This window comes from Microbacter sp. GSS18 (genome assembly GCA_029319145.1).
Taxonomy (GTDB): Bacteria; Actinomycetota; Actinomycetes; order Actinomycetales; family Microbacteriaceae; genus Microbacterium.
Map to the genome: position 1 here is coordinate 668,974 of CP119753.1, position 25,897 is coordinate 694,870.

Annotated in this window: 26 protein-coding genes and 1 tRNA gene; 14 read left to right on the forward strand and 13 right to left on the reverse strand. The window is 72.0% G+C overall.

What is annotated here, in order from left to right; translation table 11 throughout:
• Window positions 1-8 precede the first annotated feature (8 nt).
• Genes P0L94_03085 through idi form a run of 7 tightly spaced genes read right to left on the reverse strand, consistent with a single transcriptional unit; the run spans window position 9 to window position 5,622 of the window.
• Window positions 9-899, reverse strand: coding sequence for a prenyltransferase (locus P0L94_03085; GenBank protein ID WES65066.1), 891 nt, complete (start codon window positions 897-899; stop codon window positions 9-11).
• Window positions 896-1,213 carry a lycopene cyclase domain-containing protein gene (locus P0L94_03090; protein ID WES65067.1) on the reverse strand — a complete coding sequence of 106 codons (318 nt, stop codon included), beginning with the start codon at window positions 1,211-1,213 and terminating at the stop codon, window positions 896-898. The genes P0L94_03085 and P0L94_03090 overlap by 4 nt, the downstream gene beginning before the upstream one ends.
• Window positions 1,210-1,563: a lycopene cyclase domain-containing protein gene (locus tag P0L94_03095; protein ID WES65068.1), complete on the reverse strand. Its 354-nt coding sequence runs from the start codon at window positions 1,561-1,563 to the stop codon at window positions 1,210-1,212. Before P0L94_03095 ends, P0L94_03090 begins: the two co-directional genes overlap by 4 nt.
• Window positions 1,564-1,566: 3 nt before the next feature.
• Complete coding sequence (gene crtI / locus P0L94_03100) at window positions 1,567-3,141, reverse strand: phytoene desaturase family protein (GenBank protein WES65069.1); 1,575 nt, start codon at window positions 3,139-3,141, stop codon at window positions 1,567-1,569.
• Window positions 3,138-4,025, reverse strand: a complete 888-nt coding sequence (locus P0L94_03105; GenBank protein ID WES65070.1) for a squalene/phytoene synthase family protein — start codon at window positions 4,023-4,025, stop codon at window positions 3,138-3,140. The genes crtI and P0L94_03105 overlap by 4 nt, the downstream gene beginning before the upstream one ends.
• Window positions 4,022-5,074: a polyprenyl synthetase family protein gene (locus P0L94_03110; GenBank protein ID WES65071.1), complete on the reverse strand. Its 1,053-nt coding sequence runs from the start codon at window positions 5,072-5,074 to the stop codon at window positions 4,022-4,024. Before P0L94_03110 ends, P0L94_03105 begins: the two co-directional genes overlap by 4 nt.
• On the reverse strand, window positions 5,071-5,622 hold the full coding sequence (gene idi, locus P0L94_03115) for an isopentenyl-diphosphate Delta-isomerase (protein ID WES65072.1): 552 nt from the start codon (window positions 5,620-5,622) through the stop codon (window positions 5,071-5,073). The genes P0L94_03110 and idi overlap by 4 nt, the downstream gene beginning before the upstream one ends.
• A 78-nt stretch (window positions 5,623-5,700) precedes the next feature.
• Between idi and P0L94_03120 the strand changes: the two genes are divergently transcribed.
• Window positions 5,701-6,180 carry a MarR family transcriptional regulator gene (locus tag P0L94_03120; GenBank protein ID WES66291.1) on the forward strand — a complete coding sequence of 160 codons (480 nt, stop codon included), beginning with the start codon at window positions 5,701-5,703 and terminating at the stop codon, window positions 6,178-6,180.
• A gap of 108 nt (window positions 6,181-6,288) precedes the next feature.
• On the opposite strand, the gene P0L94_03125 is transcribed toward P0L94_03120, so the two are convergent.
• Window positions 6,289-6,362, reverse strand: a tRNA-Met gene (locus P0L94_03125).
• 102 nt (window positions 6,363-6,464) lie between these two features.
• Between P0L94_03125 and P0L94_03130 the strand changes: the two genes are divergently transcribed.
• The gene (locus P0L94_03130; GenBank protein WES65073.1) at window positions 6,465-7,277 is read left to right on the forward strand and encodes a carbon-nitrogen hydrolase family protein; all 813 of its coding nucleotides are present in this window, start codon (window positions 6,465-6,467) and stop codon (window positions 7,275-7,277) included.
• A 1-nt stretch (window position 7,278) separates the two neighbouring features.
• On the opposite strand, the gene P0L94_03135 is transcribed toward P0L94_03130, so the two are convergent.
• Window positions 7,279-8,478 carry an aminotransferase class I/II-fold pyridoxal phosphate-dependent enzyme gene (locus P0L94_03135; GenBank protein WES65074.1) on the reverse strand — a complete coding sequence of 400 codons (1,200 nt, stop codon included), beginning with the start codon at window positions 8,476-8,478 and terminating at the stop codon, window positions 7,279-7,281.
• Window positions 8,479-8,605: 127 nt separating this feature from the next.
• On the opposite strand from P0L94_03135, the gene P0L94_03140 reads away from it, so the two are divergent.
• From P0L94_03140 to P0L94_03150, 3 genes are read left to right on the forward strand one after another with little or no spacing between them, the layout of a single operon-like run.
• Window positions 8,606-10,201 carry a trypsin-like peptidase domain-containing protein gene (locus P0L94_03140; protein ID WES65075.1) on the forward strand — a complete coding sequence of 532 codons (1,596 nt, stop codon included), beginning with the start codon at window positions 8,606-8,608 and terminating at the stop codon, window positions 10,199-10,201.
• A 41-nt stretch (window positions 10,202-10,242) separates the two neighbouring features.
• Entirely contained in the window at window positions 10,243-11,511 is a 1,269-nt protein-coding gene (locus tag P0L94_03145) for a CDP-glycerol glycerophosphotransferase family protein (protein WES65076.1), read from the forward strand.
• Complete coding sequence (locus tag P0L94_03150) at window positions 11,508-12,959, forward strand: CDP-glycerol glycerophosphotransferase family protein (GenBank protein WES65077.1); 1,452 nt, start codon at window positions 11,508-11,510, stop codon at window positions 12,957-12,959. Before P0L94_03145 ends, P0L94_03150 begins: the two co-directional genes overlap by 4 nt.
• A gap of 12 nt (window positions 12,960-12,971) precedes the next feature.
• Here the strand turns inward: P0L94_03150 and P0L94_03155 are convergent, their stop codons facing one another.
• Entirely contained in the window at window positions 12,972-14,066 is a 1,095-nt protein-coding gene (locus P0L94_03155; GenBank protein WES65078.1) for a glycosyltransferase family 2 protein, read from the reverse strand.
• A 44-nt stretch (window positions 14,067-14,110) separates the two neighbouring features.
• Between P0L94_03155 and P0L94_03160 the strand changes: the two genes are divergently transcribed.
• Complete coding sequence (locus P0L94_03160; protein WES65079.1) at window positions 14,111-15,391, forward strand: CDP-glycerol glycerophosphotransferase family protein; 1,281 nt, start codon at window positions 14,111-14,113, stop codon at window positions 15,389-15,391.
• Here the strand turns inward: P0L94_03160 and P0L94_03165 are convergent, their stop codons facing one another.
• The gene (locus P0L94_03165) at window positions 15,392-16,315 is read right to left on the reverse strand and encodes a hypothetical protein (GenBank protein ID WES65080.1); all 924 of its coding nucleotides are present in this window, start codon (window positions 16,313-16,315) and stop codon (window positions 15,392-15,394) included.
• Window positions 16,316-16,366: 51 nt separating this feature from the next.
• The gene (locus P0L94_03170; GenBank protein WES65081.1) at window positions 16,367-17,059 is read right to left on the reverse strand and encodes an NTP transferase domain-containing protein; all 693 of its coding nucleotides are present in this window, start codon (window positions 17,057-17,059) and stop codon (window positions 16,367-16,369) included.
• Window positions 17,060-17,259: 200 nt separating this feature from the next.
• On the opposite strand from P0L94_03170, the gene P0L94_03175 reads away from it, so the two are divergent.
• The 3 genes from P0L94_03175 to P0L94_03185 are packed head-to-tail and all read left to right on the forward strand — an operon-like array spanning window position 17,260 to window position 20,505.
• A complete protein-coding gene (locus tag P0L94_03175; GenBank protein WES65082.1) occupies window positions 17,260-18,657 on the forward strand; it encodes an ATP-binding cassette domain-containing protein in 1,398 nt (465 codons plus the stop codon).
• Between the two features lie 8 nt (window positions 18,658-18,665).
• Window positions 18,666-20,201 carry a hypothetical protein gene (locus P0L94_03180; GenBank protein WES65083.1) on the forward strand — a complete coding sequence of 512 codons (1,536 nt, stop codon included), beginning with the start codon at window positions 18,666-18,668 and terminating at the stop codon, window positions 20,199-20,201.
• A gap of 37 nt (window positions 20,202-20,238) precedes the next feature.
• The gene (locus P0L94_03185) at window positions 20,239-20,505 is read left to right on the forward strand and encodes a DUF3039 domain-containing protein (GenBank protein WES65084.1); all 267 of its coding nucleotides are present in this window, start codon (window positions 20,239-20,241) and stop codon (window positions 20,503-20,505) included.
• A 15-nt stretch (window positions 20,506-20,520) separates the two neighbouring features.
• Here P0L94_03185 and P0L94_03190 read toward each other — a convergent pair whose 3' ends face one another.
• Window positions 20,521-21,879: a nicotinate phosphoribosyltransferase gene (locus P0L94_03190; protein ID WES65085.1), complete on the reverse strand. Its 1,359-nt coding sequence runs from the start codon at window positions 21,877-21,879 to the stop codon at window positions 20,521-20,523.
• A 40-nt stretch (window positions 21,880-21,919) separates the two neighbouring features.
• Between P0L94_03190 and murI the strand changes: the two genes are divergently transcribed.
• The 5 genes from murI (at window position 21,920) to P0L94_03215 (ending at window position 25,895) form a co-directional block, all read left to right on the forward strand.
• Complete coding sequence (gene murI, locus P0L94_03195; GenBank protein ID WES65086.1) at window positions 21,920-22,789, forward strand: glutamate racemase; 870 nt, start codon at window positions 21,920-21,922, stop codon at window positions 22,787-22,789.
• Between the two features lie 436 nt (window positions 22,790-23,225).
• A complete protein-coding gene (rph, locus tag P0L94_03200; GenBank protein WES65087.1) occupies window positions 23,226-23,972 on the forward strand; it encodes a ribonuclease PH in 747 nt (248 codons plus the stop codon).
• Window positions 23,973-23,977: 5 nt separating this feature from the next.
• Window positions 23,978-24,583 (forward strand): RdgB/HAM1 family non-canonical purine NTP pyrophosphatase, encoded by a 606-nt coding sequence (gene rdgB, locus P0L94_03205; GenBank protein WES65088.1) that lies wholly within the window; start codon window positions 23,978-23,980, stop codon window positions 24,581-24,583.
• Window positions 24,584-24,665: 82 nt separating this feature from the next.
• On the forward strand, window positions 24,666-25,577 hold the full coding sequence (locus P0L94_03210) for a cation diffusion facilitator family transporter (protein ID WES65089.1): 912 nt from the start codon (window positions 24,666-24,668) through the stop codon (window positions 25,575-25,577).
• Between the two features lie 21 nt (window positions 25,578-25,598).
• Complete coding sequence (locus tag P0L94_03215) at window positions 25,599-25,895, forward strand: DUF4287 domain-containing protein (GenBank protein WES65090.1); 297 nt, start codon at window positions 25,599-25,601, stop codon at window positions 25,893-25,895.
• Window positions 25,896-25,897: the final 2 nt, after the last annotated feature.

Below are 25,897 nucleotides of genomic sequence, written 5' to 3' on the forward strand. Positions count from 1 at the left end.
CGACCGGGTCAGGCCGTGAGGATGGCGTACCAGATCAGCAGGAGGGTCACCAGGAAGCCCGCGAGCTGATTGATCCACAGGAACCGGCGCCATCCGGCCGTGGCCTCGTGCGCGGTGTCGTCGGTGATGCGGCGGTAGGGCCACACGGCGACGAGATACGGCACGGCGACGACGGCGGCCAGGGGGCCGGGCCAGGTCGTCGCGAGCATCGTCGCGCCCGCGGCGGCGTAGCAGGCCAGCGCGAACCACACCGTCCAGCGCGCACCGCGCGCGGTGGCGATCGACGAGATCCCCGCTTCGCGGTCGGCGACGACGTCCTGAACCGCGCCGAACGCGTGCGATGCGACGCCCCACAGGGCGAACGCGACGATGACGATCGCGAGCTGCCAGGTCCAGACGGCGCCGGCGAGGACGAGCCCGTAGACCGCCGGAGAGAAGAAGTGGATGCTGCTGGTGACCGAGTCGGCGAACGGCACCTCCTTCAGCCGCAGGGGCGGTGCGCTGTAGAACACGACGAAGAAGAGACTCGCCGCGAGCACGGCCCACGAGGCGGGGGACCCGACGAGGGCGAGGAAGACCACGAACGGCGCGCACGAGATGCCGGCCGCCCACAGCGTGATGCGATGCATGCGCCGGTCGAGGACAGCGCCGTGCGCGCCCCCCTTGCGGGGGTTGCGCATGTCGGACTCGTAGTCGAACACGTCGTTGATGCCGTACATGGCGAGGTTGTACGGGACGAGGAAGAACAGCGTTCCGATCACGAGGGTCGGATCGATCGCGCGCGTTGTGAGCAGGTAGGCCGCCGCGAACGGATAGGCGGTGTTGATCCAGCTCACCGGTCGTGACGACACGAGGAGCTCTCGTGCCACGCGAGCGGGCGTGAGAGCCCCTGTCGTCATGTCGCCTCCTGGGCGCGTTCGTGGGCGGGCAGCAGCGAGAACACGGCGGGGACGAGGAACGCCGCGCACACGGGGTACGAGAAGTCCTCGAGCGGGGCGAGACCGATCCGAAGGCCGCTGAGGTGCTCGGCCGGATAGGTGAACAGTCCCGCGGCGATCATGGCGTTGTCGAAGACCGCCGTGAGGCCGACGAGGACGACCGCGGCGACGCCGGATGCCGCCATGCGCCGCCCGAACCGCGGCCGCCGCACCGTGGCGAGCGTCACGGCGAGCGTCACGAGCGTGAACGGCACGACGATGAGCGGGTAGGTCATCCGGCCTCCTCCCCGGACCGGGCGACGCGGGAGGCTTCGCGCGCGTCCGCGACCCTGCGCGCGGCACCGTGGACGACGAGGGCCAGGTAGCACAGGAACGCCAGGAACACCGGCTCCTCGAGCGGGAGCTGCGGAGCGAGGTCGACGCCGACGTAGAGCGACGAGTCGCCCTTGACGAACACCCCCGTGGCGATGCCGACGAGATCCCACGCCAGGAAGAAGAGCGTGCCCGCCATCACCGCCACGGCCGTGCGGACGGGCGCGGCGAAGGCCGCGAGACGATAGCGGGCATCGATCGTGCCGATGCCCGCCGTCGAGACCAGGATCGCCGCGAGGTAGAGTCCGGGCACGCGTCAGACCCTCGCGGGTTCCGCGATCGGACCCGGCGAGCGGTCTCCGCGCAGCCGCTTGACGACGAGCTCGGCGGAGATGAGGCACATCGGCAGTCCGATCCCGGGGAGCGCCGAGGTGCCCGCGTAGGCGAGCTGCTCGACCTTGCGCGAGGCGTTGCGCGGCCGGAAGACCGCGCTCTGACCGAGCGTATGGGCGAGCCCGAGCGCGTTGCCGCGCCACGCGTTCAGATCCGAGGCGAAATCCCCCGGCGCGATCGTGCGGCGCACCGTGATGCGGTCGGCGAGGTCCGGGATGCCGCACCAGCCGGCGATCTGCTCGATGACGCGGTCGGCGGCCGCCTCGACGGCCGCATCGCCGTCCCCGTCGGTGCCGCCGTGGCCGAGACCCGGGTCCGCCGGCACCGGCACGAGCACGAACAGGTTCTCGTGCCCCGCGGGCGCCACGGTGTCGTCGGTCGCACTCGGCCGACACACGTACAGCGACGCGGGGGAGGGGATGCGCGGACTCGCGCCGAAGATGTCCTCGAAGTTCGCGCGCCAGTCCTCGGTGAACAGCAGCGTGTGGTGGGCCAGCTGCGGCAGCTCTCCCTCGACCCCCAGGAGCAGCAGGAGCGCTCCGGGTGACGGCGTGCGCGAGGCCCACCACTTCTCGGGGTACGTCTGCAGGTGCTCGGGCAGCAGGGCGGTCTCGGTATGGTGCAGGTCGGCGGTCGAGACGACCAGGTCGGCCTCGTGGACCGCGCCGCCGGCGAGGCGCACGCCGGTGGCGACGGCATCCGTCGTGGTGATCTGCTCGACGGGAGCGCCGGTGACGATCTGCACGCCTCGGGCGCGGGCGAGCCGCTCGATCGCGCGGATGACCTCGGTGAAGCCGCCGCGCGGATACAGCACGCCCTCGTCGAGGTCGAGGTGGCTCATCAGGTGGTACAGGCTCGGAACGCCGTAGGGCGAGCCGCCGAGGAAAACCGCGGGATAGCCGAGGATCTGACGCAGCCGCTGATCGACGAAGCGCTTGTCGACGTGCGACGCGAGCGTGCGGGTCAGCAGCGGCGCCAGCTGCGGCATGCGTCGCAGCAGCGCGGGATCGCGCAGCCCCGCCGTCGTCTCGTAGGTGTCGTAGAGGAACCGCGTGACGGCGAGATCGTAGGCGTCGGCGGCGGAGTCCAGGTAGGCCGCCAGTCGCGCGCCGGCGCCGGGCTCGATGCTCTCGAACAGGGCGGTGGCCTCTTCGCGACCCGAGCGGACGTCGACCGGGGCGTGCGCGGGATCCGAGGCGGGCTCGGTGTACACGCGGTACGCCGGGTCGAGCGTGACGAGGTCCAGCTCGTCCGCGGCCGTCGTGCCCAGCAGTCGGAAGAAGTGCTCGAACACCTCGGGCATCAGGTACCAGCTGGGTCCGGTGTCGAACCGGAAGCCGTCCTGCTCCCACGAGCCGGCGCGTCCGCCGACGTCGTCGCGGGCCTCGAAAACGGTCACGGTCCAGCCCTCTTCGGCCAGCAGCGCCGCCGTGGCCAGTCCCGCGATCCCGCCGCCGACGACGGCGGCGGATCCGGGCTTCTGTGCGCGCACGGTCATGTCCGTACCTCCCTCGGAGAGAAGCCGAGCGCGGCGCGCGCGGCCAGACCCGCCTTGACGGGGTCGGGCACGCGCACGCGCACGCCCTCGTCACCGCCGCGGCGCAGGCGCGTCGAGAGCGCGGCGAACAGGTCGTGGGCGGCCGTGACGGCGCGGCGGCAGTCCGCGGGGAGCTGCGGGACGACCGCGGCGGCCGCCGCGAGATCCGCGTCGATGCGGTCGAGCACCTCCTCGCGCGTCGTTCGGCCGTCTGTCACGCCGAGGTAGTCGCGTCCGAGATCGGACGCGTCGTGGTCGAGGTCGCGCAGGAAGTTCACGTCCTGGAAGGCTGCCCCCAGGCGCCGGGCGCCCTCGACGACGGCGGGGTCGGGGCGGGGCGGGACCGTGGAGCCGGCGCCGACGAACACCTGCAGGCACATGAGGCCGACCACCTCGGCCGAGCCGTAGACGTACTCGTCGTGCGAAGCGTCATCGTGCGTCGCCGTCGACAGATCCGTCCGCATGGAGGCGAAGAACGGGCGCACGAGGTCCTCGCCGATGCCGCATTCACGTGCCGTGCGTGCGAACGCGTGCACGATCAGGTTCGAGCTGAACCCGCGATCGATCGCGGCGAGCGTCTCGGTCTCGAGGTCGTCGAGCACGGTGTGCAGAGCCTCGGGCGGGAGGCCGGCCGCGGCGCCGGGCCCGTCGACGATCTCATCGGCGACGCGCACGAGAGCGTAGACGGCGCGCACGTGCGGCCGCGGGCGCGGGCCGAGCAGGCGGCATGCGAGATTGAACGACGTCGAGTAGCGCGCGATCACGCGGTCGGCTGCGTCCTGGGCGGTCGCGTCGTAGAGGGCCAGACCGGTCGCCTCTCCGTCGCGGTGGACGGGTCCGTTCACGGCATACGCTCCTGGATGCGGTCGGCGAGGCTGTGCACCAGCCGCCGCGCGCGCGGCGGGAGCTCGTCGTCGTCATCGGTGCGCACGCCGTCGAGCGTATCGTCGATGAGGCCCCGCAGTCGCGCGCCGGCACCGCTCGCCTCGAGCGCGCGCTGCGCGGCGCGCACGGCGATCGGACCGGTCCGGGCCACCTGGAGCGCCGAGTCCACCTGGGGCCAGGATCCGCTCTCGCGGGCGAGCGCGACGAGCGCGGTGCGCTTGGACTCCCGCAGGTCGCCCCCGGATTCGCGCCCCGCCTGCTCCTCTGTGCCGAACGCCCCGATCAGGTCGTCGACCAGCTGGAACGCCAGGCCGAGTCGGTCGGCGTCGTGCTCGAGACGGGCGAGGGCCGTGTCCGTCGCGCCGGCGAGCGTCGCGCCGGCGACGAGGGGGGCTCGGAACGAGTAGACGGCGGTCTTGCGGAACGCGGTCGCCAGGAGCGCGTCGGCGTCGGCTTCGGCCGGGACGACACTGTGCTCGACGTCGGTGAGCTCGCCGGCGGCCGACACCAGCACGGCGTCGTCGAGGAGGTCGAGGATGCGGGTCCGCGCGTCGGGTGCGACATCGGCCGTGGCCGCCATGCGCAGCGCCTCGTGCAGCAGCAGGTCGCCGGCGAGGATCGCCGCGGCCTCGCCGAGCAGTCGCGTGCCCGCGGCGTCCGCACCGCGCGTGCGGGCGCGGACGCGGAACTCGCCGGCGACGTTCGGCACGCCGCGCCGCACGGTGTCGTGGTCGATCACGTCGTCGTGGACGACGAAGGCGGCGTGCAGCAGCTCGAACGAGGCCGCGACCTGGTGCAGGCCGGGAACGGCCTGCACGTCGCCGCCGAACGCGTCGAAGGCGTCGCACACGAGTGCGGGCCGGAACCGCTTGCCGCCCCGCGCGGCGCGGCCGAGCGCCTCGCTCAGCGCGACGAAGGAGTCGCCCAGCGGCAGCGCCCGCGTGCGCACCCGCTCGAGCGCGGTCTCGATCGCGAGGTCGAGCTCGGGGCGGTCGGATCTCAGGGTCATGAGGCTCGTCGCTGCAGTGCGGCCGGCTCGAACAGGTTCAGCTGCTGCGCCTGCAGCACCAGCCACGGGCTGAACGCCCACGGCGTCGACCGGAGCGACGCGGCGAGCTCGGCGGGATCGACCCAGCGGGCGTCGACCACCTCGAGCGGATTGAGGGTGGGCTCCTGCGTCGTGCGCGCGGTGTACACCGGGCACACCTCGTGCTCCACCATGCCGGTGGCGTCGACGGCGCGGTAGCGGAACAGGGGGAGCGCCAGCTCGATGTCGGTGAGGGTGAGTCCGAGCTCGAACTCGGCGCGTCGGCGCACCGCGGCGATCACGGGCTCGGCCGGTCGCGGGTGACCGCAGAACGAGTTGCTCCACACACCGGGCCACGTCTTCTTGTCGAGGGCGCGGCGTGTCACCAGCACCCGGCCGTCGGGGCCTACGACGTGGCATGAGAACGCCAGGTGCAGAGCGGTGTCGGTGCCGTGGACGCTGCTCTTCGGCGCGGTGCCGATCGCGCGGCCGTCCTCGTCCAGCAGGACGACGTGGTCGGTATCGGTCATGGTGCCTCCCTGAGTATTCGCTAGCTAAGCTAGCAATAGCTGTGCGGTCGATGCTACAAGGGAAGGGGGGTGGTGTCCATGAATCCACAGGCGCCCAAGGCGCAGACCGATCACGATCGCGCCGTGATGGACATGCTGGTCGCCGTGCGCGCGTTCAGCGACGCGCTGGATCGCATGAACGGCGGCATGAAGGACGACATGGACATGAACGCCTCCGACCTCGCCGCGCTGCGGATGCTGATCATGCGGGAGCAGCGGGGCGAGCCCGTGAGCCCGCACGACGTCGCCCGACACCTGCGCATCTCGACAGCCTCGACGACGAAGCTGCTCGACCGGCTCACCCACGCCGGCCACGTCGAGCGGCTGCCGCATCCGACGGATCGGCGCGCGCGGGTCATCAAGCTCACGCAGGAGTCGCGTCGGACGTTCTACCGTCACTTCGGCGATCGCATGGCAGCCATGCGTGCGATCGCCGATCGCTACGACGAGGCCGAACTCGGGCTCATCGTGCGATTCCTCGGCGAGATGGGCGACGCGATCTCCGAGGAGAAAGCCTGATCCGATCCGGATTCGCCGACGGTGCGGCGCGAGCCGGGCGAGTCTCCGAAGCCCCCTCGAACGCGAAGAAGGCGCCCCTTCCGGGACGCCTTCTTCACTGTATTTCCGTTGCGGGGACAGGATTTGAACCTGCGACCTCTGGGTTATGAGCCCAGCGAGCTACCGAACTGCTCCACCCCGCGGCACAAGAGAAAAGCCTAGCACGGCTCCGGAGCATCGTCCAATCGGGGCCGCGACCGCCGCTCCGCTTGCTCCGCGCGGCAGCCCGCGGCCAGGATGAGGACATGACGACCTCCGCGTCCCTCGCGCTCGGGATCGCCCAGTTCTCGCCCTCCGCCGACCCGGCCGCGAACCTCGACGCGATCGGGGGGCTGGTCGCGACCGCTGCCGGTCGCGGCGCTCGTCTGGTGGTGCTGCCGGAGTACTCCAGCTACTTCATCGACCCCTTCGACCGCTCGCTCGTGGAGCACGCGCAGGCGCTGGACGGACCGTTCGTGTCGCACCTGCGGGCACTCGCCGCCGAGCACGGGGTCGTCGTCGCCGCCGGCGTCGTCGAGCGCGGCAGCGACGAACGGCGCGTCCGCAACACGGCGGTCGCCGTCGGCGCGGACGGCCTGCTGGCGCGGTACCGCAAGATGCACCTGTACGACGCGTTCGGCCAGCGCGAGAGCGACTGGGTCGAGGCCGGCGAGATCGAGGCGCCCCAGGTGTTCGACCTGGGCGGCCTGCGGTTCGGCCTCATGACGTGCTACGACCTGCGCTTCCCCGAAGTGGCCCGAACGCTCGCGGATGCCGGGGCCGACGTCATCCTCGTGCCCGCCGAGTGGGTGCGGGGCGCTCTGAAGGAGCACCACTGGCGCACGCTGCTGCACGCCCGTGCGATCGAGAACACGCTCTTCGTCGCCGCCGCCGACCATCCGCCGCCCCTCGGCGTCGGCAATTCGATGGTCGTGGATCCGCAGGGGGTCGAGATCGCCGCCGTCGGCACGGTCACGGACGTCGCGGTGGCGCACCTCGACGTCGGGGCGGTGCCCCGGGTCCGGCGCGTGAATCCGGCGCTCGCGCTGCGTCGATTCGGCGTCGAGCCGATCGGCTAGGTCAGGAGAGGGCCGCGAGCCGGGCCGCCGCCTCCTCGAGCACGTCGAAGCGCTTGCAGGCCGCGAACCGCACCAGTGAGGCGTACTCGTCCCGGCGTCCGGCCCCGACGAACGCCGTCATGGGGACGGCGACGACGCCCGCGCGATCGGGCAGGGCACGGCAGAACGCGTGCGCGTCGGCGGCGCCCAGCGCCGCGGCATCCGCCACCGTGAAGTACGAGCCCGCCGGCGTCGACACGTCGAACCCGGCCTCGCGCAGTCCCGCGCCCAGGACGTCGCGCTTGCGACGGAGCGTGTCGGCGGCCTCGGCGAACACCTCGTCGGGAAGGCGCAGCCCCGCCGCGATCGCCGGCTGGAAGGGACTGCCGTTGACGTAGGTGAGGAACTGCTTGACGGCCAGTACGGCGTCGATCAGGTCGTCGGGGCCGGATATCCAGCCGATCTTCCAGCCGGTGGTCGAGAACGTCTTGCCGCCCGACGAGATGGTGAGTGTGCGCTCGGCGGCACCCGGCAGAGTCGCGATGGGGGTGTGAGGGGTGTCGAACACGAGATGCTCGTACACCTCGTCGGTCACGATCAGCGCGTCGTGGCGCTCGGCGAGCCGCACCACCTCGGCGCGGACAGCCGCGTCGAGCACGGTGCCGGTCGGGTTGTGCGGATCGTTGACCAGGATCACGCGCGTGCGATCGGTGACCGCCGCCGCGAGCTCGTCCAGGTCGGGCTGGAAGTCCGGCCAGCGCAGCGGCACCGTCACCAGGCGGGCGCCCGCGAGACCCGCGAGGGCCGCATACGCGTCGTAGTACGGCTCGAACACGACGATCTCGTCGTCGGGGCCCTCGACGAGCGCGAGCAGCGCCGCGGCGATCGCCTCGGTCGCCCCCGCCGTGACGAGGACCTCGCGCTCCGGATCGAGCGCGATGCCGTAGAAGCGCCGCTGGTGCTCGGCGATCGCCAGCCGCAGGTCGGGGATGCCCCGGCCGGGCGGATACTGGTTGAGCCCCGCGGCTATCGCCTCGCGAGCCGTCTCGAGGACGATCGCAGGACCGTCCTCGTCGGGGAAGCCCTGCCCGAGATTGATCGCTCCGGTTCGGGCCGCCAGGGCCGACATCTCGGCGAAGATGGTGGGGTGGATCGTGCCGTCCGCGCCGACGAGGCCGGCGCCGGCGGCGGCGCGGCGCCACGCACCGGGTATGTGTCGCATCGGGTCGAGGCTACTCGCCCGTGCGCAGGGAACGGGGCGCGGATTGCTATGCGAGTCCAATGCAGGGCATAGGCAACGCACAGAATCCGGAGCCACAGTGGACACCGGTTGGCAGAAGGAGCATCCCATGAGCGACGACCAGGGCGAGCGCCCCGAAGATCAGACCCCCCAGACGCCCGCGGCGACCCCCGAGGCCGGCGCGGCGGATGCCGGCGTCGGTGCGTCCGAGACCCGGACCGTGCCGCCTGTCCCGCCCGTGCCGCCCGCCCCGCAGGGCGGTTGGGCCGCACCCACGCCGCCGCCCCCGCCGCCGGCGGGCTACGCGCCCGGTGCCGCGTACGCCCACCCGCAGGGCTACGCTCCTCCGGCGGGGACCGGCGCGGCACCCTCCGCGCACCCGGCGCCGGCTCCCGGCTACACAGGGGCCGCCTTCACCGGCGCGTTCGGCCCGGCGACCGCGACTGCGGACGCGCAGGCCACCACGCCGATCGACGGCGGCGCGGCGGCGCCGACGGAAGAGGCGCCGCAGAAGCAGAAGTCGGGCGCCGGCAAGGTCGCCGCTCTCATCGTCGCAGCCGCGCTGGTCGGCGGCGCCGCCGGACTCGGCGGTGCGTACGCCGGCGTGAACCTGTTCTCGACCAACTCGGCTGCGCCCGCGGCCGGCCCGGTGACGGTGACCGTCAACGACACCGAGTCCGTCAACCAGACCGCGGGCATCGCGGCCAAGGTCGTGCCGAGCGTCGTGACGATCTACGCGACCGGCGCGAGCGGCAGCGGCACCGGGTCGGGCGTCGTGCTCTCGAGCGACGGCTACGTCGTGACCAACACGCACGTCGTCACGCTCGACGGGGCCACCGGCGACGCGGCGATCCGGGTCACCACCAGCGACGGCCGCGTGTACGACGCGACGGTCGTCGGCACCGACCCGACCTACGACCTCGCCGTCATCAAGCTCACCGACGCCACCGACCTCACGCCCATCGACTTCGGCGACTCGTCGGCGCTCAACGTCGGCGATGAGACGGTCGCCGTCGGGGCGCCCCTGGGGCTGCCGAACACGGTGACGACCGGCATCGTGAGCGCGCTGAACCGCTCGATCGAGATCGCCTCGTCGGCCGCGCCCGATTCCGGGGACGGATCGGACTCCGGCGGTCAGGATGGCGAGACGCCCTTCTTCTTCGACTTCGGGCAGGGGTCGGGTTCCGGCTCGGCGAACGAGTCGATCAAGATCGCCGTCATCCAGACGGATGCGGCGATCAACCCCGGCAATTCCGGCGGTGCGCTCGTCGATTCGTCGGGTGACCTGATCGGCATCAACGTGGCCATCGCGTCGGCCGGCGGGTCGTCGGGAACGGCCGGGTCGATCGGCGTCGGCTTCTCGATCCCGTCCGACATCGTCCAGCGCATCACCGACGACATCATCGCCGACGGCACGGCGTCGCACGGTCTGCTCGGGGCGAGCGTGCAGTCGGCGGCGTACGTGGACGGAGTGACCATCACCGGCGCCTACGTGGCGGACGTCACCGCCGATGGAGCCGCAGCTGCCGCGGGCATCCAGGCCGGCGACATCGTCACCGGGTTCAACGGTGTGCCGATCACCGACTCGGTCGACCTCACCGCGCAGGTGCGCGCGGCGGCGGCGGGAAGCGACGCGACCGTCACCTACGTCCGCGGCGACCAGTCGTTCACGGTCGATGTGACCCTCGGCTCGCTGACGCAGTAGCGCCTCGGGCTCCGGACGCCACCCCGCGATAGGCTCGCGGGGTGGCGTCCTTCTCCTTCGGCGCGGGCAACGCGCGCCAGCTCGCCGCACTCCCGCTCCAGCTCGCGGGGCGCCTCGCGACCGCGCTCATCCCGCGTTCCCGCGACCAGTGGGTGTTCGGCTGCGCGGTGGGCATCGCCGACGGCGCCCTCGCCCTGTGGCGCGTCGCGGACGGCGAAGGCGTGCCCGCGGTGTGGCTGGTCGCGTCCGTGCGTGAGCGCGCCGAGGCCGAGCGCCTGGGCATCCCCGCCGTCGCCCGCGACTCTCTCCGCGGGTGGTGGCGCACGGCACGTGCACGCGTCGTGGTCGTCACGCACGGCTTCGGCGACGCGAACCGCTACGGCGTGTGGGGCGCGTTCGTGGTCCAGCTCTGGCACGGCATCCCCCTCAAGCGCATCGGACTGGACTCCCCGGCGACGCTGCGACTGCCGGCCGCGCTCCAGCGGATGCTGGGGCCCGAGCGGGCGGCGGCGCTGGTGCGCGTGATGTACCGGTCCTCCGCGCGGCGCATCCGTCTGCTGCCCGCTGCGTCCCACCTGGTGCGGGGAAGACTCGAATCCGCCTTCGGCCTCGCCGACTCCCGCGTGCCCGTCACCGGCGAGCCGCGCGTGGACGTGCTGTCGCAGGGCGGAGCAGCCGAGCGGCGCGACGAAGCGCGCGCTGGCGTCGAAGCCGCGGTCGGTCCGCTCGGGGAGGGCACACGGGTCGTGCTGTACGCGCCGACGTGGCGCGACGGCGACGCGGATCCCGCCGTGCCGCACGCCGGGGAGTGGCGCGAGATCGAGGAGATGCTCGAGCGTCGGGACGCCGTGCTGCTCGTGCGGTCGCACCCGCTCGGTGCGGGCGACTACCGTCCGCCCGCGCCGACGGGGCGCATCCGCGAGATCGGCAGCGACGCCGTGCCCGACATCACGCCGCTGCTGCCCGCGCTGGACGCGCTCGTGACCGACTACTCCTCGATCGTGTTCGACGCCGCCCTCGTACCGGTTCCGGCGGTGTTCCTCGCGCCCGATGAAGCCGAGTACGCCCGCACCCGGGGGTTCTACGGCGCCTACGGCGACGTCGCCGAACAGGTCGCGACGACGTGGACCGACACGTGTGCCCAGCTCGACGCCGTGCTCGGCGACGCCGACGAGCACGCGCGCCGCATCGAGCGCGCCCGGAGGCTCAGCGCCCGCGTGCACGCCTACCGCGACGGCGGTTCGGCGCGCAGGGTGTACGGTGCGATCCAGGCCCGCCTGTCCACGGGCCGCCGGATGGGGGACACATGACGGATGCCCGGTTCACGACCGGGGGCGAGGCGGCCCTGGTGCTCACCGGAATCGGGCCGGCGCCCGGATCGCTCGAGCTGACGGGCGCCCGCGCGCGGGTGTCCGCCCGCCCGACGGTGGAGGGCCAGCGGTGGACGGCGGCACTGCCGCTGCGGGCCGCGCGCTTCGGGGGGCCCGAGCTGCCGCTGCCGTCCGGCGACTACGAGGTCTCGGTCGCGGGCGGCGAGCAGCCGGAGCGGGAGCTGGAGATCGCAGACGTTCCGCTCGCCCAGCTCGGCGGTCTGCGTGCCCAGGTCCAGGACGGTCGCGTGACGGTCGGCCCGCCGATCGATCCCGTCTACGACTCGGGCGAGGGACAGGACGCCCTCGAGCGGCGCTACGCGCTGCGCACCGGAGTCCTCGAGGACGCCGTGTTCTTCGAGAGCTTCTACGGACGCAACGCCAGCTGCAATCCGCTGGCCATCGATCGCGAGCTCGCCGACCGCGTGCCCGGGGCCGTGCGCTACTGGAGCGTCGTCGATCGCTCGGTCGAGGTCCCCGAGGGGGCCGTGGCGGTCGTCGAGGGGAGTCCCGAGTGGTGGCGGGCACGGGCGGTGTCGCGCCTGCTCGTGGTCAACGACTGGCTCCGCCGGAGATTCGTCCGGCGCCGGGGGCAGGTCGTGCTGCAGACCTGGCATGGCACGCCGCTGAAGCGGCTGGCCCTCCACCGCCCCGGCTTCGACCCGCGTCGTGCCGTCGCGGTGCTGCGGGAGTCGCGGCGCTGGGACGTGCTGCTGGCCCAGAACCCGTACGCGGCCGGCATCCTCTCGAAGGCCTACGCGTTCGGGCGGCGACCGGTGTGGGTCGAGGGCTACCCGCGCAACGACGTGCTGGTGCGCGGCGACGGCGCCGACGTGCGCCGGTCTCTCGGCATCCGGCCCGGGGAGCGCACGCTGCTGTACGCCCCGACATGGCGTGACGATCGCCGCGAGATCGTCGACTACATCGATCCGGCGACGCTGGCCGCCGAGGCCGACGCGGTCGTCCTGGTGCGGGGGCACTCGCGCACGCTGCAGCCGGGGCGGGATGCCGTGGGGCCCCGCGTCATCGACGTCACCGGCTATCCCGACACCTCGCGGCTGCTGCTGGCCGCGGACGCGCTGGTCACCGACTACTCGTCCGTCATGTTCGACTTCTCGGTCACGGGCAAGCCGATGTACTTCCTCGTGCCCGATCTCGAGCGGTACCGCGGCGAGCTGCGGGGCTTCTACTTCGACCTCGCTGCGCGTGCGCCCGGTCCGCTGGTGCGGACGCAGGAGGAGCTGGTCGACGCGCTCGCGGCGGATCCCGCCCGGCACGCCGAGGCCTACGCGTCGTGGCGTGCGCGGTTCAACGCGCGCGAGGACGGCCGCTCGGCGGAGCGGGTCGTGGCGCGCATGCTCGACCAGGGATTCGTGCCACGCGGCTGACGCCGGGGCACCTCATGGCAGGGGCGTGTTGCGTTCGCCCAGTCGAGATGTGTCGACGGTGTCGTCGGCTCCGCTGACGACACCGATCACGAGGCCGGCGCCCCATGCCAGATGCATCGTGGGAAGCACCGCGGCCGTCCAGAGCCGATCGCGCCACCCGCGTCCGCCGCCGGGCCCGGCGGCCATGACGAGGATCAGGACCGCATACGCGGCCAGCGGCACATAGACCACGGATGCCGCGACCGCCCACGCGCCCGTGAGCACCCCCGACAGCTGAAGCGCTCCGACGACGACGCTCAGCACGGCGTCGATCACCAGCATGGGCGGCGCGAAGAAGCGCAGCGAGTTGCCGCGACCGAATCGACGGACCAGCTCGCCGCGCCAGCGGCCGGTGGCGAAGAACTGGCGAGCCAGGCGCGGCCAGCTGTCGCGCGGCCAGTACGTCACCGCCAGGCCGGGGTCGAACCACACGCGGTAGCCGGCGCGCTGGATCCGCAGGTTGAGCTCCCAGTCCTCCCCGCGACGGATCGACTCATCGAACAGGCCCACCTCCTCCAGCACCGCACGCCGCATGACGCCGAGGTAGGCCGATTCGGCCTCGCCCTCGTCGTCGCTGCCGTGGTAGGCGCCGCCGCCGAGCCCGATGGGGGAGTTGTACGCCCTCGCGACGGCCCGCTGGAAGGCCGTGCGGCCTTCGGCGCGCATGAGCCCGCCCACGTTCGCCGCGCCGGTGCGCTCGAGGGTCGCCAGCGCACGGCGCGTGTATCCGGGCTCCAGCTCCGAGTGCGCGTCGACGCGGACGACCGTCGGATGCACTCCCGCCCGGATCGCGAGGTTCAGGCCCTTCGGGATGTCGGCGCCGGGGTTGTCCACGAGGACGATGCGCTCGTCGCCGGCGGCGAGTCGCTGGGCGATCTCGGTCGTGCCGTCGGTCGACGGGCCGAGCGCGAGCACGAGCTCGAAGGGCACCGCGAGGTCCTGGGCGAGCACCGACTCGACGGCGGGGACCAGGTGCTCGCGCTCGTTCAGCACCGGCATGACGAACGTCACGCCCGCGCCGGTCGGGACCGGCGGCGCGTTCCGTCGCGGCCGATCGGGGGTGTGCACGCGTCCGATCATGTCATGAAGCGCACGGTCGCTAGGCTGAAGCGGTGAAGCTGTTGACGGATGCCCGCAAGGCCGTCGCCCTTCTGCGTCGTGCGCTCGCGCAGCGTTCGGCCGTCATCGACGTGAGGCATCGGCTCGCCGGGCGACCGCAGCATCCTCCGGTGCATTTCCGCGTCGCGGTCTACTTCGCCGACGGCGCCGTGAACATGTACCAGATGCGCCAGTGGTACAAGCCGCTCGCCGCCATCGCGAAGAGGTGGCCCGTCGTCGTCCTCAGCCGTTCGGCGACCGGCGCGCGGGCGCTGCTGGCGGACGACGCTCTGCCGGTGGCGTTCGTTCCCACGGTGCGCGACCTCGAGCGCTTCGTCGCCCGCCAGGACATCCGTGTCGTGCTGTACGTCAACCAGAACACCCGCAACTTCCAGATGTTCCGCTACGGACGCCGCTGGCACGTCTTCATCAACCACGGTGAGTCCGACAAGATGTACATGACCACGAACCAGTTCAAGGCGTACGACTACGCCCTGGTCGCCGGCGACGCCGCCCGCGAGCGGCTGTCACGGGTGCTGTGGGACTACGACATCGATCGCCGGACGATCGAGATCGGCCGCCCGCAGGCCGATCACTATTCGGGCGACCTGCCGTACACCCCGGACGATCGCACCGTGGTGCTGTACGCCCCGACGTGGGAGGGCGATCGCCCGAGCGCGCACTACGGATCGATCTCGACCCACGGCGAGGAGCTCGTCTCGGCTCTGCTCGCGAGCGGCCGGCACCGCGTCATCTACCGGCCCCACCCCCGCTCGGGCGTCGTGAACGCGGAATACGGCGCGGCGAACCGCCGCATCGCCGCGGCGATCGCGGCGGCGAACGCGGCGGATCCCGCCGCCCAGCACGTCCACGACACGCGTCCCGACCTGGGCTGGCAGCTCGCCGCGGCGGATGTCGCGATCGTCGACATCTCGGCGATGGTCTACGACCGTCTGGCTGCAGACCGGCCGCTCCTGATCACGCGGCCGGTCGATCCGGCCGCGGCCATCGACGAGCACGGCTACCTCTCGGCGTGCGAATGGCTCGACGCGTCGCGGGCGGACGCCATCGTCGACGAGGTCGACCGTGTGCTGTCGGACCCGAACGCCGTCGCCCGCCTGGAGCAGTGGGTGCGGCACTACTTCGGCGACACCGCTCCCGGGGCCGCCAGCGCCCGCTTCGAAGCGGCGATCGCGCGGCTGATGGCCGAGTGGGACGACTGGCACGTCCGCACGGCCGGCCCGTCCGAGGCCGAGCCTGCGGAGGCCGAGGCGGACCTCGACGAGAGCGTCTAGTCAGGACTCCAGCGGCGGTGCGGGCGGTTCGGCGGCTCGTCGGCGGCTCAGCCGTCGCGTCGCGTCTCCTGCGGCCTGGGCGCCGCGCGCGACGGCTCCGGCGATCGCCCCCGACGCCGAGCGGACCGCGCGCGTCGCGGCAGCCTCGATCCGGACCGAGCCCGGACGCGGCTCGATGTCCGCCGGGACCGTGGGCGGCGGCGGTCCGAACGCCCGCCGGGACGCCACGAGCACGCGCCGACCCAGCACGTGGTTGCCGGCTCCGCCGATGGCCGCCCCGATGCCGAACGGCAGCGCCTTGCCGATCCATGACGCACCGCCGCGGGCGGCGAATTGACGCACGAACGCCGACTTCAGCCGATCCACGAGAGGTCCGACGGCCGCGCGCGGCAGCGTCTTGGTGACCAGCTCGCCCCAGTAGCGATCTCGTGCGACGCCCTGTCCGGAAGCCTGGCGCGCCAGCTGGGCGACGAGATCGACACCCTCCTGGCCGAGCATCAGCGTGAGCACGAGGGCGCGGGCACGGTCGGGGTCGGCGACGGCGATGCCGTGGACCTCCGCCACCGACTGCGCGAACAGCGTCGTGGCCTCGAGGAACCCGACCGTCTCGACGCCGCTGAGGGCCAGCGTGACGCCCGTGCCGACGCCCGGGACGACAGCCGTCGCCCCCACCGCGGCTCCGCCGGTCGTCACGGCGGCGAGATATCGTCGCTCGAGCATGCGGACGAGCGCCTCGGAATCGGCGGCGGGATGCCGCAGCCGCAGGCTTCGCAGATGCGCGAGCACCGCGGGGCGCTGGATCGACAGGACGCGGTCGAGCACGCGGATCGCGGCGGGATGCTCGGGCGATCCCGCCGGCGGCAGTCCGCCCTGCCACGGCGAGTCGTCGGGCAGCGAGTGGATGCGGTGCACCGTGTCGGCCATCGGGCCGATCCTACGCAGGAGCTCTGTGCGGGGCCTGAGGGCCCGCCGGGCTCACACGAAGAGGTTCGCGCGCTCGAGATCCTCGGCGAAGTCGACCTCGACGGCGTACAGGTCCGAGATGTCCAGCGGCTGCACCCGCAGGCCGTCCTCGGCGATGGCGAGCTCGAGGCCGCGCTCGAAGTAGTCCTGGTCGTCGACGCGGGCGAGCTGGCGCACGAAGGCGCGCTTGTCGCCGCCGGAGATGTAGTTGATGCCGACGGCCTCGCCGATGCCGCCGACGACCGTCTTCGACAGCTCGGCGATGTGGCCGGCCGCCGTGGTGGTGTACTTGACCTCTTCATCGCCGACTCGCGCGGTGTTGACGGTCACGAACGACTGGTCGCGCTCGACGAGGTCGATCGCGCGACCGAGAACGCGGGGGTCGAACACGACGTCGCCGTTCATCCACAGCACGCCGCCCCGGCCGGTGCGCGTCAGGGCGCTCAGCAGGCTCTTGGACGTGTTCGTCTGGTCGTAGCGGTCGTTGTGGACGTAGGCGACGTCCGGGAAGGCTTCGACGATCGTCTCGGCGCGGTAGCCGACGACGGTCGTGATCCGCGCGGCGCTGCCGAAAGCGGCGCGGATGTTGTCATGCTGCTGCCTCATGATGCTGCGGCCGTCGCCGAGGATCGTGAGGGGCTTGGGCAGGCTGCGACCGAGTCGCGATCCCATGCCGGCTGCAAGAATGACGATGTTGATGGTCAAAGGGGCGCTCCCGAGGCTGAGGTTTCACGGTGTATTCACCTGATGGCCACCTCTTTGTGTGGGTCCAAGGTACCGAAGCCCACCTGCGAGCACGCAGAGTGTGGCGGGTCCGATGCCGATTCGTGACATTTCGTTGCGTGCGCGACGCGTGTACGGCGGGGGAGTGCCGCGTCGGCGAGGGTGCTTGATACCTTGGATCGGTGACAGCGTCGCTTCCGATGCCCCACGAGGCCGATCCGGACGAGCCGGGCGGCCGTCCCTCGCGCCCTCGCGTGGTCCGGCTGCCGGCGCACCCGGGTCCGCCTCCTCCGCTGCCTCCCGATCTCGCCCTCCCCGATGTGGACGTGCCCCCGCGTCCGCCTCTGCCGGCGACCGATCGCGGCGCAACCGCGGACGAGGCCCCTGCTGACACGGTGCTCGCCCCCTCCGACGCTCCGGCGCCGGTCGAGCCTGAGAGCGAAGACGCGTCGAACGCCGACGACGTCGCTGACGAGGTGGAGGACGAGATCGATACCGAAGTGGATGCGCCGGACGAGGTGATCGACGACGTCGCGACGACCGCGGACACCGCGGAGGACGTCGCGACGGCCCCGGAAGACGTCGACGACGTCACGACGACCGCGGACGACGTCACGACGACCGCGGACGACGTCGGCACGACCGATGCCCCCGTGCACGACGACATCGCGGAGGAGGAGGAAGAGGAGGCCGTGGAGACCGACGGCGCCGCCGCGATCGCGGCCGTCGAGGACGAGGCCGACTCCTCGGCACCGGTCGAGGAGGGCCCGGCGGCCGTCGAACTGCCCGAGGGCTTCACACCCGTCGTCCCGGACGACGCGAAGACGGTGCTCGAGCTCCGCGCGGTGACCAAGACGTTCGGCGGCGTGCGGGCGGTCGAGGCGATCGACCTGAGCGTGCCGGCCGGCACCTTCTACGGCCTGGTCGGTCCCAACGGCGCCGGCAAGACGACGACCCTGTCGATGATCGCCGGACTGCTCCGGCCGGATTCCGGCACGATCAGCGTCGCGGGGGTCGATGCCGGGGAGCGTCCACGCGCCGCCAAGAGCCTCATGGGCGTGCTGCCCGATCGCCTGCGCACGTTCGACCGGCTCACCGGTCGCCAGCTGCTGTTCTACTACGGCGCCCTGCGGGGGATGAAGCCGGCGATCATCGAATCGCGCACCGCCGACCTGGCCCGCGCGTTCGACCTCTCAGACGCGCTCGGCCGCGTCGTGTCGGACTACTCGGCGGGCATGCTCAAGAAGGTCATGCTGGCGGGCGCCATGATCCATGCGCCGCGCCTGCTCGTGCTGGACGAGCCGTTCGAAGCCGTCGACCCGGTCTCCAGCGCCGTGATCCTCGAGATCCTGTCGGCGTACGTCGCCCACGGCGGGACCGTGATCCTCTCGAGCCACGGCATGGACCTCGTCGAGCGCGTGTGCTCGCGCGTCGCGGTGATCGTGGCAGGACAGGTGCTGGCGGAGGGCACGGTCGACGAGGTGCGCGGCGAGCTCACTCTCGAGCAGCGCTTCGTCGAGCTCGCCGGCGGCCTCAGCGACGTGGAAGGCCTCGAGTGGCTGCATACATTCTCCGACTGAGGTTCGCCATGCTGGTCGGCGCCCTCCGCGGGGGCGCCTCGCATGCCACGCGCATGACGATCGCGATGACGCTGCTGGTGATGGGCGTCATCGGCGGATGCTGGGCACTGCTGTCGCTGCGCGATGCGGCGCCCGCCGTCGCCATGTCGGTCATCGTCCTGGGAGGGTCGGCGGTGACGCTCGGGTTCGCACTCGCGCCGCTCATCCTCGGCGCATCCGATCCGCTCGATCCGCGCCGGTTCGTCCTTCTGGGCATGCCCTTCCGCAGTCTGTCGTTCATGCTCGTGGTCGCCGGCTTCATCAGCATCCCGATCGCCGCGCTGTCGACGCTCGCCGTCAGCGTCGGCACCGTGTGGTCGTCGTTCGGCGCGGGTGGGATGGCGGTGTTCGCGGGGGGCTTCCTCGGTGTGCTGACGTGCGTCCTGCTGGCCCGCGTGTGCATGTCGCTGGCGTCGGCGTTCCTCAGCGAACGCCGCTCGCGCGAGCTGTCGGGCCTCTTCGTCCTCGCCATCGTCGTCGTCGTGGTCCCGGTGGGCGTGTTCCTGGCGTCGCTGGAATGGGGCGGCGCCGTCCCGACGCAGCTCGCCGCCGCCGCGGACGCGCTCGCCGTCACGCCGCTCGGCGCTCCGTGGGCGTACGCCGGCCTCGTCGCCGCCGGCTCGCCCGACGCCGCGCGCTCCCTGCTGATCGCCCTCGTGAGCGTCGCGGCGCTCGGCGCCGTGTGGGTGTGGCTGGTTCATCGCGCGCTGACGACGACCGAGCGCCCGGCCACGACCCGCGAGCGTGCCGGCCTCGGCTGGTTCGCCGTCGCCCCCGGGACGGCGGGCGGCGCGATCTCGGCCCGCAGCCTGATGTACTGGTTCGGCGACCGGCGCTATGTGGCGAACATCCTCATCATTCCGCTCGCGGCGGCGGTCACGATGATCCCGCTGCTGGTGGCGGGCGTCCCGTTCGAGTACGCCGTGCTGATCCCGGTCCCCTTCGCGGCGCTGTTCCTGGGCTGGCTTCCGCACAACGACCTCGCCTATGACTCGACCGCGCTGTGGATGCACATCTCTGCGGGTGTGCGCGGGGTCTCGGACCGGCTCGGCCGTCTCGTCCCGATCCTGCTGATCGGCGTGCCGCTGCTGGCCATCGCGATCCCGCTGGCCGTGTCGTTCCACGGCCGCTGGGCCTTCCTGCCCGCACTGACGGGGCTGAGCGTCGCACTGTTCTTCTCGGCGCTCGGGCTGTCGAGCATCTCGTCGGTCGTGGCTCCGTACGCCGTGTCGCGACCCGGTGAGAGCCCCTTCCAGCAGCCCCAGCGCACCGGGCCGACCGGCGTCTTCGCTCAGGGGCTGGTGTTCGCGGGAGCCGTCCTGTTCAGCGTGCCGGCGCTGTGGCTCAGCTGGCGGGCGCTCACCGAGGACATCGAACTGGCCTCGTCGGCGCTGTGGGCCGGCGTGCTCGTGGGCGGGGCCGTGTTCGTTCTCGGCGTCGCGATCGGCTGGGCCGTCTTCGAACGGCGGGGCGATCGACTCATGGAGTTCGCGGAGTCGACCTGAGGGCGCGATCGCGCCGGCCCGGCTACACTGTCAGACCATGAGCACTCCCCTCGACAGCCCCGATCAGGGCGGCCTCGCCACCCTCGACCGCGAACTCGAAGAGCTCATCCGCGAGGAGAACATCGAGCCGGGCGACCACGAGCGCTTCTCGCACTACGTCAAGAAGGACAAGATCCTCGAGTCCGCGATCACCGGCAAGCCGGTGCGGGCGCTGTGCGGCAAGAAGTGGACTCCGGGGCGGGACCCCGAGAAGTTCCCGGTGTGCCCCACCTGCAAGGAGATCTACCAGTCCCTGCAGCAGTGACGCCGAGACGTCGCGTCAGCCCGCGGCGTCCGCGTAGACCGTCGGGATCGCCGGCTCCGACCGGCTGAGTCCGAGCGCCTGCACGGGCAGCTCCGCGCGGACGGCGGCATGATGCGCACGCGCCGCTTCGACGCCCGCGTGGCCCTCGAAGGCGTCCTCCACGTCGCCGCCGACGACCAGCGGCACCTGCAGCGCACGGGCGCCCGCATGCCCGTCCGGCGTGTCGAGGTCCTCGAAGCCGTCCGAGACGGCGATCAGCTCGCTCGTCGCCGTGCCGTCCGCCAGGGTTCGGAAGGCGGCCTTCCGTCCGCCCCGCGATCCCTTGTCGGCCGACGACTTGGCGACCCCGACCCATCCGCCGGCGGAATCCTGGCGTGCGACGAGCTTGTAGACCATGCCCGCCGTGGGCGTGCCCGACCCGGTGACCAGCTGGGTGCCCACCCCGTAGGCGTCGACGGGCGAGGCCGCGAGAGCGGCGATCGCGTACTCGTCGAGGTCGCTCGTGACGGTGATGCGGGTGGACCGCGCGCCGAGGGAGTCCAGCTGCGCGCGCACGGCCGCCGCCACCGTGGGCAGGTCGCCCGAGTCGATGCGAACGCCCCCGAGCGCGGTGCCGCCGACGCGCACGGCCGTCGCCACGCCCGTGGGGATGTCGTAGGTGTCGATCAGCAGGGTTGTGTCGGTGCCGAGCGTCGCGATCTGGGCGCGGAAGGCGTCCTCCTCGGTGTCGTGCAGCAGCGTCCACGCGTGCGCGGCGGTTCCCATCGTCGGGATGCCCCACGTGCGGCCGGCCTCGAGGTTGCTCGTCGCCGAGAACCCGGCGATGTACGCCGCGCGCGCGGCCGCGACGGCGGCGTGCTCGGCCGCGCGGCGCGAGCCCATCTCGGCCAGCGGGCGGTCTCCGGCGGCGATGCTCATGCGTGCCGCCGCGGTCGCGATCGCGGAGTCGTGGTTGAGCACGCTCAGCGCGAGGGTCTCGAGCACGACGGCTTCGGCGAACGTGCTCTCGACCGTCAGCACGGGCGAACCGGGGAAATACAGCTCGCCCTCGCGGTAGCCGGTGACCGTTCCCGAGAACCGGTACCCCTCGAGGAAGGCGATGGTCTCGGCATCCACGACGCGCTCGTCCCGCAGGTAGCGCAGCTCGTCGTCGCCGAAGCGGAAGTCACGCAGCAGCGACAGCAGGCGGCCGGTGCCGGCGACGACGCCGAACCGCCGCCCGCCGGGGAGTCTGCGCCCGAACAGCTCGAAGACGCACCGCCGCGCGGCGGTCCCGTCCCGCAGGGCGGCATCGAGCATCGTCAGCTCGTAGCGGTCGGTGTGAAGGGCCGTGCTGGGCGCGCCGCCGCTCAGAGACTGCCGAGGCGTGGTCATGCGGTCAGCCTACTGAGCCGCTGGCGTAGGCTGGACGACCGTGACCCTTCGGCAGCCCCATGACGACCACGTGCGTCAGGCTGCGGGCGGTGCCGACGCGCCGATCGGCATCTTCGACTCGGGCGTGGGCGGCCTCACGGTGGCCCGTGCCGTCTCGGCCATGCTGCCGCGCGAGTCCATCCTCTACGTCGGCGACACGGCACGATCGCCCTACGGCCCGAAGCCGATCGCCGACGTGCGCCGCTACGCGATCGAGGTGCTCGACGGCCTCGTCGCCGAGGGCGTGAAGATGCTCGTCATCGCGTGCAACACGGCATCCGCCGCTGTGCTGCGCGACGCGCGCGAGCGGTACGACGTCCCTGTGGTCGAGGTCATCGCGCCGGCCGTGCGCACCGCGATGTCGACGACGCGCAGCGGCCGGGTCGGCGTCATCGGCACGAGCGGGACGATCGGCTCGGGCGCCTACCAGGACATGCTCGGCGTGAACGAGCGCCTGACGGTGTTCGCCGAGGCGTGCCCGCGGTTCGTCGAGTTCGTCGAGCGCGGGGTCACCGGCACGCCGGAGGTGCTGGCGGTCGCCGAGGAGTACCTGGCGCCGCTGCGGCACGCCGGGGTCGACACGCTCGTGCTCGGCTGCACGCACTACCCCTTCCTCGAGGGCGCCATCAGCTACGTCATGGGCCCTGACGTCAGCCTCGTCTCGAGCGACACCGAGACGGCGAAGGACGTCTACCGTCAGCTCGTCTCGCGCGACCTGCTGGCGGGCCCCGATGCCGTGCCCACCCACGTCTACGAGGCCACGGGCGCCTCGGCCGACGAGTTCCTCGACCTCGCGCACCGGCTCATGGGCCGGGAGGTCTCCTCGGTCCGTCTGGTGCAGACCGGCGCGATCGAGCTGCCCCACCCCTGATCCATCCATGTCCCACTTTCTGCCGCCTGTAGCGCGATCACGCGGCCAGAATCGGGACACGGCATCGAACCGCCCCACCACTGAAGCATCCGTGTCCCACTTTCTGCCGCCTGTAGCGCGATCAGGCGGCCAGAATCGGGACACGGCATCGAACCGCCCCACCACTGAAGCATCCGTGTCCCACTTTCTGCCGCCTGTAGCGCGATCAGGCGGCCAGAATCGGGACACGGCATCGAACCGCCCCACCACTGAAGCATCCGTGTCCCACTTTCTGCCGCTTGTAGCGCGATCAGGCGGCCAGAATCGGGACACGGCATCGAACCGCCCCACCCACTGAAGCATCCATGTCCCACTTTCTGCCGCCTGTAGCGCGATCAGGCGGCCAGAATCGGGACACGGCCCCACGACGACCAGTACTGAAGCACTGAGGAGAGCAATGAGCGACATCACCCGAGCAGACGGACGCGCGGTCGACCAGCTTCGGCCGATCACGATCGAGCGCGGTTGGAGCAGCCAGGCCGAGGGATCGGCTCTCATCTCGTTCGGCGGCACCAAGGTGCTGTGCACCGCCTCGTTCACCAACGGCGTGCCGCGCTGGCTCACCGGCAAGGGCAAGGGCTGGGTCACCGCCGAGTACGCCATGCTTCCCCGGGCCACCAACACCCGCGGCGATCGCGAGAGCGTCAAGGGGAAGATCGGCGGGCGCACGCACGAGATCTCGCGTCTGATCGGCCGGGCCCTGCGCGCCGTCGTCGACACCAAGGCGCTCGGCGAGAACACCATCGTCATCGACTGCGACGTGCTGCAGGCCGACGGCGGAACCCGCACCGCGGCGATCACGGGCGCCTACGTCGCCCTCGCCGACGCGATCGAGTGGGGACGGAAGAAGAAGTTCATCGGCCAGAAGTCCACGGTGCTGTTCGACTCCGTCGCGGCCGTGTCGGTCGGGATCATCGATGGCGAGCCGATGCTCGACCTCGCCTACGTCGAGGACGTGCGCGCCGAGACCGACATGAACGTCGTCGTCACCGGACGCGGTCTGTTCGTCGAGGTGCAGGGCACCGCCGAGGGGGCGCCGTTCGACAAGCGCGAGCTCGACGCGCTGCTCGAGCTCGGCGTGAACGGATGCGGCGAGCTGCGCGACCTTCAGGCCGCCACGCTGGCCGAGACCGCGGGAGAGTGACGGCGATGGCTCAGCAGATCGTCCTGGCCACGCACAATCCGCACAAGGTCGAGGAGTTCCAGGCGATCGTCGCGCAGGCGCGCCCGGACCTGACGGTCATCGGCTACGACGGACCCGAACCGGTCGAGGACGGCGTGACGTTCGCCGCCAACGCGCTGCTGAAGGCGCGGACAGCGGCAGCGCACACCGGGCTGCCGGCGCTGGCCGACGACTCGGGCATCTGCGTCGACGTGCTCGGCGGTGCGCCGGGTGTCTTCTCGGCGTACTGGGCCGGCCACGCGAAGGACGCCGCGGCGAATCTGGACCTTCTGCTGGATCAGCTCTCGGACATCGGCGACCCTCACCGCGGCGCGCAGTTCGTCTCCACCATCGCTCTCGTCGTGCCGGGTGAGGGCGACGCCGAGCACGTCGTCGAGGGACGCTGGCGCGGCCGCCTCGCGCGCGCGGCGTCGGGGGGCGGCGGGTTCGGCTACGACCCGATCTTCATCCCCGACGGCCAGCCGGCAGGCGCCGAGCGCACGGTCGGCGAGTGGTCGGCCGAGGAGAAGAACGGCGCGTCGCACCGTTCCCGCGCGTTCACGGAGCTCGTCCCGCTGCTCGCGACGCTGTGACCGGCCGCGACTGAGAATCAGTCTCATTCCCGACTGCGCCGATCGTCCGTGCCGGAGGGGGCGACGGGCCTAGCCTGGAGGCATGCACGACCACGCCCCCGCCGGCATCCGCGGCGCCGACAACCGGCTTCTGCTGGGGATGTCGCTCGCGATCACCACCGTCGTGATGGTCGTGCAGGTCGTCGGCGCGGTCCTGTCGGGGTCGCTCGCGCTGCTCGCCGACGCGGCGCACATGTTCACGGATGCCGCGGCCCTCGTGATCGCGCTGATCGCGAGCATGGTCGCCGCGCGCCCGGCGAACGAGCGGAACACCTTCGGCTATCAGCGAGCCGAGGTGCTCGGCGCCGTGGTCAACGCGATCATCCTCATCGCCCTGTCGGTCTGGGTGGCGATCGAGGGCGTGCAGCGGCTCATCGACCCCGGCGACGCCGAGGTGGCCGGCGGTCTGATGCTGGGCGTGGCGATCGTGGGCCTGGTGGCCAATGCCGTCGCGATGTGGTTGCTCGGCGCCGCGCAGCGGCGCAGCATCAACGTGCGCGGCGCCTACCTCGAGGTGCTCGGCGACCTCATCGGATCGGCCATGGTCATCATCGCGGCGATCATCATCTCGCTCACCGGCTGGATCCAGGCGGACGCGCTGGCCTCTCTGGCGATCGCGGCGATGATCATCCCGCGCGCGATAGCGCTCCTGCGAGAGGTCGTGTCGGTGCTCGGCGAGTCCGCACCCGCGGGCACGCATGTCACGGAGATCCGACGGCACATCCTCGACAGCCCGGGCGTCGTCGACGTCCACGACATCCATGTGTGGCAGCTCACTCGCGGCGCGCCGGTCTTCACGGCGCACGTCGTGATCTCGGACGAGGCGTTCCGCGACGGGCGCGCTGCCGGGATCCTCGCGAAGCTGCAAGGATGCCTGTCGGAGCACTTCGATGTCGAGCACTCGACCTTCCAGCTCGAGCCCGCAGACCACGTCGAGCACGAACCCCACTCCTGACGTTCCCGAAACGAGGCGCGCATGTCGTTCCAGGCATATCTCGACACCATTGAGGACAAGACCGGCCTGACGCCGCGTCAGTTCGTCGGGCTCGCCCGCGAACGCGGCTTCGACGAATCCACGAAGGCGACGCCCATCGTGCAGTGGCTCGCGGCCGACTACGGTCTGGGTCGCGGGCACGCCATGGCGCTCGTGCACGTGATCACGAAGGGCCCGCAGATCAGTGCGAAGCATGTCGGCAGCGGCGGCGCGCACGGCGACGCGTCCGATGTGCTGTGGCTCGACGGCAAGGCGACGAATCCCGCGCGCACGGGCTGACG

Coding starts and splice junctions, on each gene's coding strand:
- P0L94_03190 (WES65085.1), bottom strand. CDS start 21,879: ATGACCACGCCTCGGCAGTCTCTGAGCGGCGGCGCGCCCAGCACGGCC.
- P0L94_03215 (WES65090.1), top strand. CDS start 25,599: ATGTCGTTCCAGGCATATCTCGACACCATTGAGGACAAGACCGGCCTG.
- P0L94_03120 (WES66291.1), top strand. CDS start 5,701: ATGAATCCACAGGCGCCCAAGGCGCAGACCGATCACGATCGCGCCGTG.
- P0L94_03110 (WES65071.1), bottom strand. CDS start 5,074: ATGACCCTGAGATCCGACCGCCCCGAGCTCGACCTCGCGATCGAGACC.
- P0L94_03165 (WES65080.1), bottom strand. CDS start 16,315: ATGGCCGACACGGTGCACCGCATCCACTCGCTGCCCGACGACTCGCCG.
- rdgB (WES65088.1), top strand. CDS start 23,978: ATGGCTCAGCAGATCGTCCTGGCCACGCACAATCCGCACAAGGTCGAG.
- idi (WES65072.1), bottom strand. CDS start 5,622: ATGACCGATACCGACCACGTCGTCCTGCTGGACGAGGACGGCCGCGCG.
- P0L94_03185 (WES65084.1), top strand. CDS start 20,239: ATGAGCACTCCCCTCGACAGCCCCGATCAGGGCGGCCTCGCCACCCTC.
- P0L94_03210 (WES65089.1), top strand. CDS start 24,666: ATGCACGACCACGCCCCCGCCGGCATCCGCGGCGCCGACAACCGGCTT.
- P0L94_03180 (WES65083.1), top strand. CDS start 18,666: ATGCTGGTCGGCGCCCTCCGCGGGGGCGCCTCGCATGCCACGCGCATG.
- rph (WES65087.1), top strand. CDS start 23,226: ATGAGCGACATCACCCGAGCAGACGGACGCGCGGTCGACCAGCTTCGG.
- P0L94_03135 (WES65074.1), bottom strand. CDS start 8,478: ATGCGACACATACCCGGTGCGTGGCGCCGCGCCGCCGCCGGCGCCGGC.
- P0L94_03130 (WES65073.1), top strand. CDS start 6,465: ATGACGACCTCCGCGTCCCTCGCGCTCGGGATCGCCCAGTTCTCGCCC.
- P0L94_03090 (WES65067.1), bottom strand. CDS start 1,213: ATGACCTACCCGCTCATCGTCGTGCCGTTCACGCTCGTGACGCTCGCC.
- P0L94_03140 (WES65075.1), top strand. CDS start 8,606: ATGAGCGACGACCAGGGCGAGCGCCCCGAAGATCAGACCCCCCAGACG.
- P0L94_03150 (WES65077.1), top strand. CDS start 11,508: ATGACGGATGCCCGGTTCACGACCGGGGGCGAGGCGGCCCTGGTGCTC.
- crtI (WES65069.1), bottom strand. CDS start 3,141: ATGACCGTGCGCGCACAGAAGCCCGGATCCGCCGCCGTCGTCGGCGGC.
- P0L94_03085 (WES65066.1), bottom strand. CDS start 899: ATGACGACAGGGGCTCTCACGCCCGCTCGCGTGGCACGAGAGCTCCTC.